This is a genomic window from Pseudoalteromonas espejiana DSM 9414, from assembly GCF_002221525.1.
In the GTDB taxonomy this organism is placed as follows: Bacteria; Pseudomonadota; Gammaproteobacteria; order Enterobacterales; family Alteromonadaceae; genus Pseudoalteromonas; species Pseudoalteromonas espejiana.
Map to the genome: position 1 here is coordinate 2,736,663 of NZ_CP011028.1, position 13,404 is coordinate 2,750,066.

Genomic DNA, 13,404 nt, shown 5'->3' on the forward strand with positions numbered 1-13,404 from the left:
TTACAACCTTAATCCGCCATCAACCGCAATTGTTTGACCCGTAATATAAGCCGCTTGACTGCTTAACAAAAATGCCGCTACATTAGCGATATCTTCACCTTCTCCTAAACGTTTAAGTGCGGTACGTTGACTGAGTTGCTGTTTCTTTGCATCATCAAAATGAGCGGTTAACGGTGTTGCTATAACCCCTGGAGCTAAAGCATTTACACGAATATTATAACTTCCTAGTTCCTGCGCTAAACTTGTCACTAACCCTTTAATAGCGGCTTTCATACTTGCATAGACAACTTGACCGCTACTACCTTGCTCTGCAACAACTGAACTAACTAACACGATACTACCGCACTTTTTACGAAGCATCAGTTTACTAGCGCCTTGACAAAGTAATAGAGCTGCTTTTAAATGTATTTGATATTGTTGATCAATCTGCACATCACGGCTCATCATCAAAGGAGCTTCAAGCATGTCACCAGCACAATGCACGACCCCTTCAAGATTAATCTTCTGCTGAGAAATAGAACTAAACAGTTGTTTTATATCTGCACTATCACCTAAATCAGTAATCTCTGTGAGTATATTTGCCATGGGATAACTTAATAGTAATTGCTCGCGCGCCATGTTTAATTTTTCAGCATTTCGAGCAACCAAAATCACAGCTTTGTGTTGCGCCACAAGGTTACTCGCAGTGGCATACCCTATGCCGCTGTTAGCACCTGTGATCAACGTATAAGTTGCGGTCTTATTCAAATGACACTCCGTACTTAGCTAAGATTTTCTGGGCTTTTAAAAATGAGCTCATATCTATAATATCATCCGTATCAAGCATAATATCAAATTCGCCTTCGAGCTCTGCAATCAACATCATATGGCTCATTGAATCCCATTTAGGATGCTCAGAATAACTAAGTTCATTGCACACCTCTTCTGGTGTGATCTCTAATACGTTAACAAATGCAGTGGTGAGCTTTTCTAATGACACATTAACCTCGATTTAAAAAGTGCTTTATTTTAGTTGTTGCTTGCTCAAACTCTGATTGGTTGAGTGAAATGCTGAGCATATGATTATCACTTGGGTGTTCTTTGAGCTGATAGCCAAGTTGTTGATTATAGCGAATTGCAGCCTGATTCTCCCGCCTTACTTCTGAGTGTAAATATAACATATTCAAATCATTAAACGCATAATCCAGCATAACTAAAGACGGCGCAAAGGCCACTATATTATTTAGGTATTGTGTATCAGAAATATAAATACCAATACTCGCCGACTCGGCAATTTCAAGGTTGTGCTCTGCGTGAATATTAATTACACCAATTGCTGTGGCTTTATAATGAATAATAAAGTGCTGCTGCTTATCATCTACAAGCATCGAATTAAACCATTGTTGATGATGCTGCCACTCTATAGCACCCCTATTCTTCATTTGGGTTCGAACATGCTCAAGGTTTCGCCATTGCCAAACGCGCTCACAATCACTTTCTTTAACTTCCCTTAGCTGTACCGCATAACTTGCTAATCGAGAAAGACGCACGTTATTCTCCTAACTTTTTTTGTTTTACATCTTGATTGAGTAAAGCTATTTCAGGGTGGTGTTTTAAAAAATCTAAAATATCAATGTACTTAGCTACGCTAATATCTCTGGGATAAGCCGTCACTAATTGTGTAAACATCTGCAAATCTCTTGGCTCATCAATACATAATCGCGTATAGCCTTGATAATCACATGGTGCTTTATATTGACTAACTTTAAATTGCTTTGGATGCTGATACAAATAAGGCGTTACATGCTCTTTTTGATAATCTTCCACAGCATTTTTTGCAGCCATTTTTAACGCCTTAACCGACATTATCTCTGCATCAAAACCACGGATATGCTCGCCGATGTACAGGCTCGAATAATCGTCGCCTCGCTCAAGATGATAAGCGATTAATTGATCAACAAGTTGAGCATCTACTAACGGGCAATCAGCAGTCAAACGTACAATACGATCATCATCATCCAAACCAAGCACCCGCACAACATCAGTAAAGCGTTGCAACACATTAAGCTTACTCCCGCGAAAAACCCTGACTCCTAGTTTTAAACAATGCACAGCAACATCATCGTCATTATTATGATCACTCGTTGCAATTACATGTTCGGTAATATTTTTTGCCGATTTAAGACGTGTTATATGGTATTGCAACAACGATTGATCATTAACAGTTTGTAGCACTTTTCCTGGTAGCCTTTTGGAATCATACCGAGCTTGTGAGCAAGCAATCACTTTCATTTCTGAACATACTCCAGCTTCATCGCGCTACCTTTATTCAATGCTTTACTAGCAGGCTTACCTAGCATTGAGTTTAAATAACGTGGATGTAAACCAAGGCCGGGTCTAACTGAGCGTAAATTTGTTTCAGTAAATAACTCACCCTGTTTAATATCTTGCGCTATATACAAAGAACGTCTAAATGCGACATTATCTTGCTCGCTTTTCGCTAAGCGAAAGCTAGGCTCACCAAGCGCATAATACGCTGCAGTTGTTGCATCAACCATCGCTTTAAAACCACTAGGGTTTAATGAAAACGCAGCATCAACACTTGTTGTATCATCTTCTAATTTAAAATGTTTTTCTATAATACTCGCCCCCAGTGCAACTGATGCTATCGCAGCAGTATCGGCTAGGCTATGGTCACTTAAACCAACAGGAAGTGCTAAGTGTTGTTTTAAATAAGCAAGTGTTGATAAATTACAGTCATTGATTGGTGTAGGGTAACCGCTGACACAGTGTAAAACTGCCAACTGTTTACCACCAACTTCTTTTACCGCAGTCACAGCTTCTTCAATTTCATCAAGGGTAGCCATGCCAGTAGACATAATGATTGGCTTACCTGTTTGAGCCGCGTATTGAATCAAACCTATATCTGTAATTTCGAACGAAGCAATTTTATATGCAGGGCAATTTAAGTCTTCTAACAGATCAATTGCAGTTTTGTCGAATGGCGAAGAAAAAAGTGTAATACCATGTTGCTTTGCTCGTGCGAATAACGCTTCATGCCAATCCCACGGAGTATGTGCTTCTTCATATAAATCATATAAAGTACGGCCTTTCCAAAGTTTATCTTTAACAACAAACTCTGGCCCATCATGGTTAAGTGTAATCGTATCTGGGCGGTAAGTTTGTATTTTAATTGCACTTGCCCCCGTTTTAGCAGCAGCATCAATTAATTCAAGTGCTTTATTAATATCGCCACCGTGATTTCCAGAAAGCTCTGCAATAGTATAAGGCTGACAACCCTCACCAATTTTAATACCATCAATAATGATGCACTTCTGTAACTGCCCAACATCAAATTTTTTCATTATATTGCTTCGACCATTATTTGATTTAATTTAGCGCTTCAATTATGCGCTCTACTGCCAAACCATCAACTGCCTGCTGGCCAAGTAGTGACAACTTTTTCTTCATATCGGCTGATTTAAGCAAAAATAGGGCCTGTTGTCCCACATTAGTTAAGTCAGCGTGCTCATTTCTAAAATCAATGCATTGATAAGCACTATTATTTAGTGAAGAGTCTAATGCTTGAGATTGGTTATCAACTAAGACTAAAGCAATTGTTGGTACGCCTAGATACATCAATTCAAACAAGCTCCCCCCCGCGGACGTAATAGCAATATCAGCTTCACTCATTAATCTAGCTAGATTTGGGTGGTTAATGTGTAATTCAAATTTATCATTTTGCTGTAAACTGTTCAGCAAAGTCAGCGTTTTTTCTGAACAACCGCTACTTACTGCAACAACGAGCTTTGCAATATCACTGCTAGTAACAAATTGCTTGCACAGCTCTGGAGTCAACATTTTGACATCCGTACCACCTAAACTAATGAAGACACTCTTATCAATAACGCTTTCGCGAGTTCTATGCGATTTAAACTCACTTCTTATTAGCCGATAGGCTGGCCCTTGTAACACTTTAGAAGCTTTATGGATTGTCTCAACTACATCGCTAGGGTTCACGATTAAATCAAATTCTAATGGATTCAGATATGCACCATCATCAAAGAAAACCATTTTTTTTACAGTCAAATTTAACTTACTTAGTGTGTTTTCTGATAGTGCATAATCATCAACAATTAAAATATCGGTACTTGATAGCATGGTTACAAGAGCTGCTTCATCTACAACAAACTTTAGATCCACCCCCATATTGGTGAGTTTGCAATGCAATAGAGGAGCTAAATCACGGTAAAAAAGTGTGACTTCATGCTGTTTGCTAAGCAAAACTTCGATCAACGCGATTTGTCGCATTACATGCCCATAGCCAGTTTTCTGGCTTGCATTGGCATATATTGCTACATTTTTCCTATAGGTCACGGGGAACTACCTTTGAATAAAAAGCGACAAAGTCCCCATAATAAGATAGACAAAAAATAGTTCTTAGAAAAGCTATCATGTAGATATCTTAAACGAAAGCTTGTTATGTAACACAACAAAGAGACTTAGTATTAAAAATCCTATTCTAAGGATTTAATTTCTATAAAAAATTACATTACACATTCCTTTAAAATAGCCTTCTTTGAGAGTATCTTTTTGTACCTGCGCTTCACTATAAGAAAAACCATAACTCTTCAAAAAATCTATGATCTGACAATGCTCTTCAAGATTTAAATTTAGTTCGCAAAGGATACCTTTCAAACGCATATCATTCAAATGCTCTCCAAACCCTAAGATCACGAGATCTTCAAACCCATCTACATCAATTTTTACATAATTTGGAAATAATATTTCATGCTCATTAAGCAATGACTCCGCTTTAAAAGCAACTGCTCCCTGTATTATGTTGCTCTCTCTCTCATTAAGAAAAGGATCTAAATTTCTTCCATAAGAATTGCATGCCCACCCTTCATAGTCCCTAGCAAGGTGCAAACAGGAAATGCCATCTTTATCCATTAAAGCAAATGGATATGCAACAACAGTTTCAGATAAATCATTTAGTCGAATATTTTTATTTAGCTGATAGAAATTAGAGGATTCAGGTTCAAAAGAAATTACTCGAACTTCCTTAGTAAGTGAAGCATAAAGGGAAAAGACACCAATATTTGCACCTATATCCCAAAAGACTGCCGATTCATCAAACGAATCAATCCAAGCGATAGTTTCTGGTTCTTCTATGTCAAACGATTCAAACCTATTTCTTGATAGCTCATTTAATTCAATATAATTAATTTCAAACACATCTTTCTTTATAACTGAATTAGTATTCATATAATAACCTACTCATTAAAACAATTAAGGATTCTGTTTCTTTTTGATTCCACATTTAAATAAAATGTAACCCCATACCTAGGAGTTGACTTAACTTGACTTCCACTATGGATTACTCGTGAATTAAATATAGCAATTTCATCTCTATTAAGGGTTAAATGTTCAAAAGTTGCTCCCTTAGATAAAGCTTGAACAATATAGCTTTCTAGATGATTTAAAACTGATGTTTTATCATTGACTAATGAGAAGATGTTCATTATTTTTGACTTCATTTCTAACGGAAGAGTTTCAAATAGCTCTGTATTAGGGAAGAACACCATAGCCCCCTCCTCAGCTTTAACATCATGAAATGGCACAAAAACCTTAATTTGATCTTTTAAGTTATCAATATGCCAATTAAAAGAACTCCCTGTATAGCTATAACTAGGTAATACAACTTCAAAAAGCAGTTTTTCTAACTTAAATTTAAATGGAAAACTCAGATTATGAGCTAGCTTCTGCCAAAATATCTTTACTACTTGCTCATTCTCATTCAGCTGATCAAGCGAATTTAAAAATTCTCTTTCTCGTCGCTCTAATCTGTCTATAGAAGTAGCTGATAATAGTCTTGAACGATTAATCTGTTCAAAAACCTCTAACTCTACTTTAGTTAATGGATTTTTTATCTTAGCTATACTTGGGTAGTGAAGTGAGTACTGCTCAAGAGATTCGAAAAATGCATTAAATACAGCCAAGTTAGATGACATCAAAGTACGAAGAGACATTGCTCTTGACTTAACAATATCTTGTTCGTTAATGCAAAGTCTAATCAGCTCGTCAGCAAATTGACTCGGGCGGCTTAAAAAAATCGAGTCTTTAATAAGTGTATCAATTGCATTACCCACTATAGTTCCTTATATGATAGAGTTCTAATATTTTCTATTAATTGAAGTTACTCATTATTGAGCTGTGAAGAGCTGTCGAAGGTTCTTTATCACAAATAATAGCTGAGTTATATGCACGTTTAAATAATTATTTTTCATTACTGGTGTGGTACTAATAAACAAACCTATGAACTTACTTTATAATGAAAATATAAAGCAAAAAAACGACCTAAATCTTGCTACTTTAAATTTGAAAGCAACAAATAGGCATACTTTGTGCTTATTTATTTCAAAATACGCTAAAAAAAGAGAGAATTATGCTCAACGAAGCGACCAAAAGTAACCTTAGAAGAAAATCTTCTTATATCGACGATGTTCAATTTATTGATGATGTGCCTCTTTTTAGCTGGTTAGATATTAATATTACTGAGCTTTGCAATAGAAAATGTGAATTTTGCCCAAGAATTGATGATTCAATCTACCCGAATCAAAACCTACATATGTCCGTTGAAATAGCAAGAAAAATTGGGCAAGAGCTACTAGAGTTAAACTATAAAGGTGTTGTTGTATTTTCAGGGTACTCTGAGCCTACTTTATGTCCGCACTTTGACGAAATCATAGCCGCTTTTCCTAAAGAAATTCGCCTTGAAATGGTTACAAATGGCGATAAGTTAAAGCCTCGTTACATACAAAAACTAAAAGAGGCTGGGCTAAATTATTTCGTTGTAAGTATGTATGATGGCCCAGAGCAAATTGAACATCTTAAAAGTCTTTTTGCTGAATCAGGTTTATCTGAGAATGACTATATATTAAGAGACAGGTGGCATACTGGTGAGGATGACTTTGGTTTGAAGCTAACAAATAGAGCCGGCACGATTCAAACAGGAGATCAACCTGAAATAATCCCCAATCATCCATGCTATTACACGGCTTACTCAATGACAATCGACTGGAATGGAGATGTATTACTCTGCATGCAAGATTGGAATAAGAAAGTTAAATTTGGAAATGTTGCCGGTCAAAGTTTATTAGATGTTTGGCAAGGGCAAGCTTTCAATAACTATCGAAAGAAACTTCTAAAAGGATCAAGAACATGTGACCCATGCCATAAGTGCAACACGGACGGTACCCTTCACGGGTACAACCATAAAAAGCATTGGGAACTTAAACTATGACAAAAGAGCTTTCAAATAACATAACTTTTGACCAAGTTCACACCAAAAAAAAGCAAATAAAGTTAAAAGAAATGATGAGTCAGATTGCTGAGAGGATTTTAAATCAAACGAAAAATTCAGAGTCTATAAATTGCTGTCCTGTTTGTAACAGCAAAAATTTAGTTCATTTCACTGAGAAATTTGGCTTTAATCTTGATAAGTGCTCTAAGTGCTCGCATATTTTTTGTAATCCTATGCCTAGCGAAGAGCAACTAGAGATTTATTACAATAGTGAAATGAAGGAGTTCGAAAATGAATTTTTTGAAGAGTCTTTCGAAAATAGAGTTCCGATATTCACCAAACGTATTGAAAAAATTAAAAACTATATCTCGTCAGGTAAATTGTTAGATGTTGGGAGTGCAATTGGTATTTTTATTGAAGCCTTAAAAAGAAATGCTTCGCCCTTCCATATAACGTGTTGCGATCCCAGCGTAGACGCATGTAATAAATTAAAATCTCGCTATCCCGATATCGAGATATACACCACTCTAATAGAGAACTTGAATAACCCTCAGGCTTTTGATTTAGTTACAATGTGGGATACAATTGAGCATATACGTGATCCTATAGCTCTATCTGAAAGTATCAGTGAAGTACTTAGAGATGATGGCTTTTGGTTTTTTTCAACTCCAAATACTTCAAGTTTCGAGTGGCAAATTGCAGATACTAAGCATGTACAAATTTTGCCACCAGGACATATAAACCTATTCAATCTTGACTCTATTAATGTCTTACTTGAAAAATCAGGGTTTAAACTAGTCGATTACTTTACATTAAATGGCTCTTTAGATGTTTCATACGTACAAAAGTTTCTGTTAGAAAACTCCAGCAACTCTATTGGGGAGTTTCTACAAACCCAAATTTATAATGAACAATTTGCGTCAGGCTTTTCTCAGTTACTAAGTGACTGCAAGTTAGCTGGTAATATTTTTGTTATAGCTCAGAAAGTAAGATGATTATGAATTACACCCTTAGACACGCTGGCTATGAGTCAAACGAAGATTCAAATCAAATTGTAAAAGCTGAAGGTGCATACCTTTATACTAAAAGAGGGCAAAAACTACTTGATTTATGTATGGCTGCAGGTTCTCAACTTCTAGGTCATTCTAACCCTGAAATTGTATCTGCAATACAAAGTCAGGTGAGTAAAGGCACTATTTACCTTGCAAACAATCAATATATACATGAGACTTGTGAACTCCTATCACAAGTAGTTCCCTCTGAATATTCAGACTATATATTTAGTAATAGTGGAACTGAAGCAACTCAAAAAGCGATAAGAATTTCTAGGTTAGCTTCAGGCAAGTCATTAATCGCCTCATTTGAAGGCGGCTGGCATGGTTCAAATGAATGGACATTACATGATTCAGGGTCACGATTTGATTTAGATAAGCAAGCATTAAACTTTGGTATACCTACATCAATTAATAAAGATAGATTAATTGTTCCTTATAATTGTGATGAAACTTTCGAAATCCTAGAAAGGCACAAAGAAAAGTTAGCTGCAATTATTATAGAACCGATACAAGGCTCTAATCCACAAAGCAATATTTCAGGGTTTCTTAAAAAGTTAACAGCCTTTTGTTATCAACATAACATCTTAATAATTGCGGATGAGATCATTTCAGGTTTTAGAGTTTCACTCTCTGGAGCATCGCCTAAATTAGGCTTGAAACCAGACATTATTACATATGGAAAATCTTTCGCAGGAGGTTTACCGGTTGGGCTTACTGTTATAAATGAAAAAGTATCTCAAATGAGTTTTGGGAATCCTGAAAACGCAGTGATTACAGGTGGAACATATTCTGCAAACCCTTTGATGGCTGTAGCTGCAACGGCAACATTAAAGCAGCTAATACAAAAAAATTATACTTCTTTTAATACTGAATCGGATACCTTCAAAAACACTATAAATTCCGAGTTACTAAACAAAAACTTACCATTCAAAATAATTTCCAATGGCCCATTCTTGAGACTTGCATTCACAGATAAACCTTTTAAGTCTCGAGCTGAGAGAGATAAGCTTGAAATGCCAGCTACTTTACAAAAAACGTTTAGGGACATAATTAAAAAAAAGGAGATTTCCTGGCCAACAAACGGAATTGTTCTTCCTTCTTTTGAGCATAGAGAACCCGAACTCAGGTTAGCTAGAGAGGCCATAATATCAAGTTGTATTGAAACATCTGAGTTTTTGTAAAATGAAGAGCCTATCTTTCAAAACTAAGACATATCGAAAGTATGCACCTTTTTTATTTAAATCATATGGTGTGTTGTCAAAATTAAGCCTACTATTAGGTCAATATAAAAACATTAGTCATAAGCAGTTACAAGAAATCAAGTGGGATAGATTTCTTTCGAGAATGTTCTTAAAGGAGTCTAGGATTTTAAAAGGCGAAGAATTTAAGGATTTTGATAATATTACAAGCAAAGGCGATATTGCATATATACTTGGGTGTGGCGCAAGTATAAATGAGTTATCGGATAAAAATTGGTCACAAATAAAAGAAAACTATTCAATCGGTGTAAATTATTTCTATAACCACCATTTTAGCCCTGACATACATATGGTAGAACTAGGTAAATCTAGTGAAGCTTTCCGCTTAATTGAAAGCAAACTTATAAATAATTCTAAAAGGCACAATGAATCTGTGCTTGTCCATATACGCCACCTGCTACAGAACCAAAATAGCTTAGAGCCGAATAATGTCTCTAAAATAAAGTTCTATTCCCCTTTGGTGCTCAAATCTAGAGAAGAAAAATTTATAGAATCCTATTTAAAAAGACACTTCTTAGATAATAATCACCCGTTGATTCATCATGCTTCTAATTTAGACTGCGCTATACATTTTGCCTGTAAATTGGGATATAAAGACATTCGACTTTTGGGTGTAGATCTTGGGAATAGCGACTATTTTTGGAATCAACAAGATGACAAAGAGGACATATACTCAGACGTAAGAGAGGCTGTTCGCAGAGACTATGAAATAGCACAATGGAATCAAAATGTATCAAACATCCATGCCAGTGCTGATAGAAAGATCACTGAGAAGTTAAATTGCTTAGATATAGTTACATATATCAATCTTATCGATAGAGTGGTGTTAAAGCCAAATGGGATAAAATTAAGTGTTTGTAATGAACAATCACTTTTATCAGATTACCTCGCTACATCTTCAATTGAAAGTTAGGAAAATTATGGCTGATTCAAAGGATTACATTTTCAAAAATACTAATGGCAAACTAGACTTTATTGGTGATTTTGAAGGTTTTTATCAAGCAGATGAAGATCCTTGGTGCCAAAGTGGCCAAGGTGATATGGCAAGATACTACCAAAAATCAAGACAGAGAATTCTCAATAAAATTGATAATAAAGAAGAAAAAAGCTTTATTATAGAAGTTGGCTGTGGTTTAGGACATTTTACAGAGCAAATAAAAGTTCACCACCCTACATCAGAAGTCTTTGGTGTAGACTTAAGTCAAACAGCTATTACTAAAGCTAAAAAGTTATTTGCTGAACCTAACTTTTTCGTTTGCAACGCAAAGGAATTGTCTTCACAGTTTTCTATAAAATCTGTGGATGTTGTAATTTTGAACCAGTTATTGTGGTATATAGTCGACGATATAGAAGAAGCTTTAGCTTCTATTAGAGCAGTTCTTAAGCAAAATGGCTTACTTATTATCTCAAACGCCTTCGCTAGAGAACAGAAGTATGGGCTCGAAAAATTACCATATTTTGATGGAACTCAACGCTTCTTAACAAATATGAATGAATGGCAACTGATAAGCGCAGAGTATTATGATGATAATGAAACTCACACTGACGGCCATTTCCAAATGAGACCTTTGCATGGATAAAATTAATGGGCCTCATTTTTAGCTTAGGTCGCGTATATAACATTAATAACAGCGATATACCATCACAACTTTGCATGTAAAATGTTGGAAGAATTAGGCTTTACCTATGACAAAAACATCTTCTATATCCCATAAGTATACAATTGTAATATGTACAAGAAATAGGGTTAAGTATCTATCAAAAACGATAGAACAGTTACTAACATTAATTAACCAATCTAATGAATCTAAACTATTAATAGTCGATAATAACTCAACAGATAACACGGCTTCATATATAAAGTTTATTAGTGATAAAAATGAAAAAATTGATTCTATAAATTGTACTGAGGTTGGTTTAGGCAATGCAAGAAATGCTGCTATAAGTCATTGTGACACAGAATGGATTGTCTACCTAGATGATGATGCTCTGGTAGCTGATGATTGGCTTATTCAACTTAATCGCATTGCAAGTTCTTATCCGTTTGATGCTTTTGGGGGCTTATACACTCCTTGGTATGCCGAAGGAAAAAAAGTATGGTTTTATGATGAATTTGAAACCAACGTACACATGTTTCCAAAAGATGAGTCTGAAGGTATATTAAAAACTTCATATTTTTCTGGTGGTATTGCAGCTTACAAACTTTTACCTTTGAAGTCTGTTGGTGGCTTTCCTACTGACATAGGTATGAGCAACAATAAAATTAGCTATGGTGAAGAAGTACATGCCCAAAGAAATTTAGCTATGGCTGGATATAAACTTGGGTTTAGTAAGCTATGGAAAATGATACATCTTACACCTTTGAAAAAACAGTCTATAGTATGGTCATGGAAAAAACAGTTTGCCTTGGGAAGAGATTTCTGGGAAATATACAATAAGAAAAAAGATTATGAAAACTTAAAGAGATATTCTATTCAAAAATTACATAAACTCTCTCCTTGCGAGGATTTTAAAAAGTTTAGAAGCTGTAATGCATGTGTTTATAAAATGGCAAGTATTTCATTTGTATTTGGATTATTTTTTGGCTACATAAGGAAATAATATATTAGTTAAATTTAGAAATACTCTAATCTAGTTTTTGGCTGATAACTGCGAACATCAGCCGCCATACTTTCATGGTAAAGATCAGTTACAGTAATTACACATTGAACATCTTTAACTAAGTCAGTATTTAAAACATCATACCCTAATACATTTACTGAATTATGTGAGGATATGCGCTTATATTTATCAATAACACACACGACTTCTATCCCACTTTTTACCATCTGCTGTTCAATGTATCGGCTATAGCTATTCCAACCAACTAAAATTACTTTATTAAAATCATTCTTTTTACAAAGCCTTAGTATTCTAGAGTATCTTTTCCTAAACAAATAATGAGCTCTAAACTCAGAGATAAATTCAAATGGATAAAGAAAAAAAGCCAAAATTTCATATTTATTGATATATATCAAGGATTCATCTGAAAACATTTTTTTAGGTAAAAGAATATTAAGCGCATATGCAGCCATAGCCTTAATGCTAAAATAATTTTCTAGTTTTTTAATAAGTGAGCAGGAGAAATCATAAGCTAGACTGGTAGACACCTTACCTTCTTCAGAACCATCTACATGCCTTAAAGTTAGGGCTTCTTCTATAAATAAAACTTCATCACAGTTACTTAAAGCACGAATGGCAAAATCCCAATCTTGATGTCCTTTCAGGCTATCATTGAATCTTATAAGCTTTGCTAAATTACTTTTTATACAAATACAGCTAGATTGGATACCAGACTTTCCTCGATTACTAATGAAAGTATATTCAGCTACAGACTGATTCTTACAAATTCCTTTCACAGGCAAAGGTTGTTGAGCTTTGCCTGCTATGACATTTCGATATTGGTTATAAAAAAATTCACATCGAGGGTTATTTACATGTAATAACCTTATTTTATCGAGTTTATCTATTTCCCATTCATCATCAGAGTCCAAAAAGCAAATAAATTCAGCCTTAGCGTTATCAATACCTACGTTGCGCGCATATGCACCATTAACATTGTTTGGGTAAGATATCAGTCTAACATTTATCTCAGCATAGTTTTTTATTAAACACTTTATCTTTTTAGTATATTGCAGTTCAGAGCCATCATTTATGATTATTACCTCTTCAGGTTTATATGTTTGAGAAGCAACTGAATTTAAGGCCCTCTCAAGCTCTAAAACCCTATTAAATACTGGAATCACAACAGAGAATAGCATACTTA

General features: G+C 35.1%; 15 protein-coding genes. 6 read left to right on the forward strand and 9 right to left on the reverse strand.

Annotated elements, in window-relative coordinates; all coding sequences use genetic code 11:
* From PESP_RS12505 to PESP_RS12540, 8 genes are all read right to left on the reverse strand, one after another.
* Complete coding sequence (locus PESP_RS12505; protein WP_089348307.1) at positions 1-747, reverse strand: SDR family NAD(P)-dependent oxidoreductase; 747 nt, start codon at positions 745-747, stop codon at positions 1-3.
* Positions 740-979 (reverse strand): acyl carrier protein, encoded by a 240-nt coding sequence (locus PESP_RS12510; RefSeq protein ID WP_089348308.1) that lies wholly within the window; start codon positions 977-979, stop codon positions 740-742. The genes PESP_RS12505 and PESP_RS12510 overlap by 8 nt, the downstream gene beginning before the upstream one ends.
* A gap of 1 nt (position 980) precedes the next feature.
* Entirely contained in the window at positions 981-1,529 is a 549-nt protein-coding gene (locus PESP_RS12515) for a GNAT family N-acetyltransferase (protein ID WP_089348309.1), read from the reverse strand.
* Position 1,530: 1 nt separating this feature from the next.
* Entirely contained in the window at positions 1,531-2,271 is a 741-nt protein-coding gene (locus PESP_RS12520; protein ID WP_089348310.1) for a cytidylyltransferase domain-containing protein, read from the reverse strand.
* Positions 2,268-3,344, reverse strand: coding sequence for a pseudaminic acid synthase (pseI, locus tag PESP_RS12525; RefSeq protein ID WP_089348311.1), 1,077 nt, complete (start codon positions 3,342-3,344; stop codon positions 2,268-2,270). The genes PESP_RS12520 and pseI overlap by 4 nt, the downstream gene beginning before the upstream one ends.
* Before the next feature lie 25 nt (positions 3,345-3,369).
* On the reverse strand, positions 3,370-4,356 hold the full coding sequence (locus PESP_RS12530) for a hypothetical protein (protein WP_089348312.1): 987 nt from the start codon (positions 4,354-4,356) through the stop codon (positions 3,370-3,372).
* A gap of 153 nt (positions 4,357-4,509) precedes the next feature.
* The gene (locus PESP_RS12535) at positions 4,510-5,247 is read right to left on the reverse strand and encodes an FkbM family methyltransferase (RefSeq protein ID WP_089348313.1); all 738 of its coding nucleotides are present in this window, start codon (positions 5,245-5,247) and stop codon (positions 4,510-4,512) included.
* 8 nt (positions 5,248-5,255) lie between these two features.
* Positions 5,256-6,131, reverse strand: coding sequence for a hypothetical protein (locus PESP_RS12540; protein WP_089348314.1), 876 nt, complete (start codon positions 6,129-6,131; stop codon positions 5,256-5,258).
* 296 nt (positions 6,132-6,427) lie between these two features.
* On the opposite strand from PESP_RS12540, the gene PESP_RS12545 reads away from it, so the two are divergent.
* The 6 genes from PESP_RS12545 to PESP_RS12570 all read left to right on the forward strand — a co-directional run bounded on the left by PESP_RS12545 (position 6,428) and on the right by PESP_RS12570 (position 12,200).
* The gene (locus PESP_RS12545; RefSeq protein WP_089348315.1) at positions 6,428-7,285 is read left to right on the forward strand and encodes a radical SAM/SPASM domain-containing protein; all 858 of its coding nucleotides are present in this window, start codon (positions 6,428-6,430) and stop codon (positions 7,283-7,285) included.
* On the forward strand, positions 7,282-8,280 hold the full coding sequence (locus PESP_RS12550; RefSeq protein WP_089348316.1) for a class I SAM-dependent methyltransferase: 999 nt from the start codon (positions 7,282-7,284) through the stop codon (positions 8,278-8,280). Before PESP_RS12545 ends, PESP_RS12550 begins: the two co-directional genes overlap by 4 nt.
* Before the next feature lie 2 nt (positions 8,281-8,282).
* Positions 8,283-9,521, forward strand: a complete 1,239-nt coding sequence (locus PESP_RS12555; RefSeq protein ID WP_164504424.1) for an aminotransferase class III-fold pyridoxal phosphate-dependent enzyme — start codon at positions 8,283-8,285, stop codon at positions 9,519-9,521.
* 1 nt (position 9,522) lies between these two features.
* Complete coding sequence (locus PESP_RS12560; RefSeq protein WP_089348318.1) at positions 9,523-10,512, forward strand: hypothetical protein; 990 nt, start codon at positions 9,523-9,525, stop codon at positions 10,510-10,512.
* 7 nt (positions 10,513-10,519) lie between these two features.
* The gene (locus tag PESP_RS12565) at positions 10,520-11,179 is read left to right on the forward strand and encodes a class I SAM-dependent methyltransferase (protein ID WP_164504425.1); all 660 of its coding nucleotides are present in this window, start codon (positions 10,520-10,522) and stop codon (positions 11,177-11,179) included.
* A gap of 106 nt (positions 11,180-11,285) precedes the next feature.
* Positions 11,286-12,200: a glycosyltransferase family 2 protein gene (locus tag PESP_RS12570; protein WP_089348320.1), complete on the forward strand. Its 915-nt coding sequence runs from the start codon at positions 11,286-11,288 to the stop codon at positions 12,198-12,200.
* A gap of 14 nt (positions 12,201-12,214) precedes the next feature.
* Here the strand turns inward: PESP_RS12570 and PESP_RS12575 are convergent, their stop codons facing one another.
* Complete coding sequence (locus PESP_RS12575) at positions 12,215-13,399, reverse strand: glycosyltransferase family A protein (protein ID WP_089348321.1); 1,185 nt, start codon at positions 13,397-13,399, stop codon at positions 12,215-12,217.
* Between the last annotated feature and the right edge of the window lie 5 nt (positions 13,400-13,404).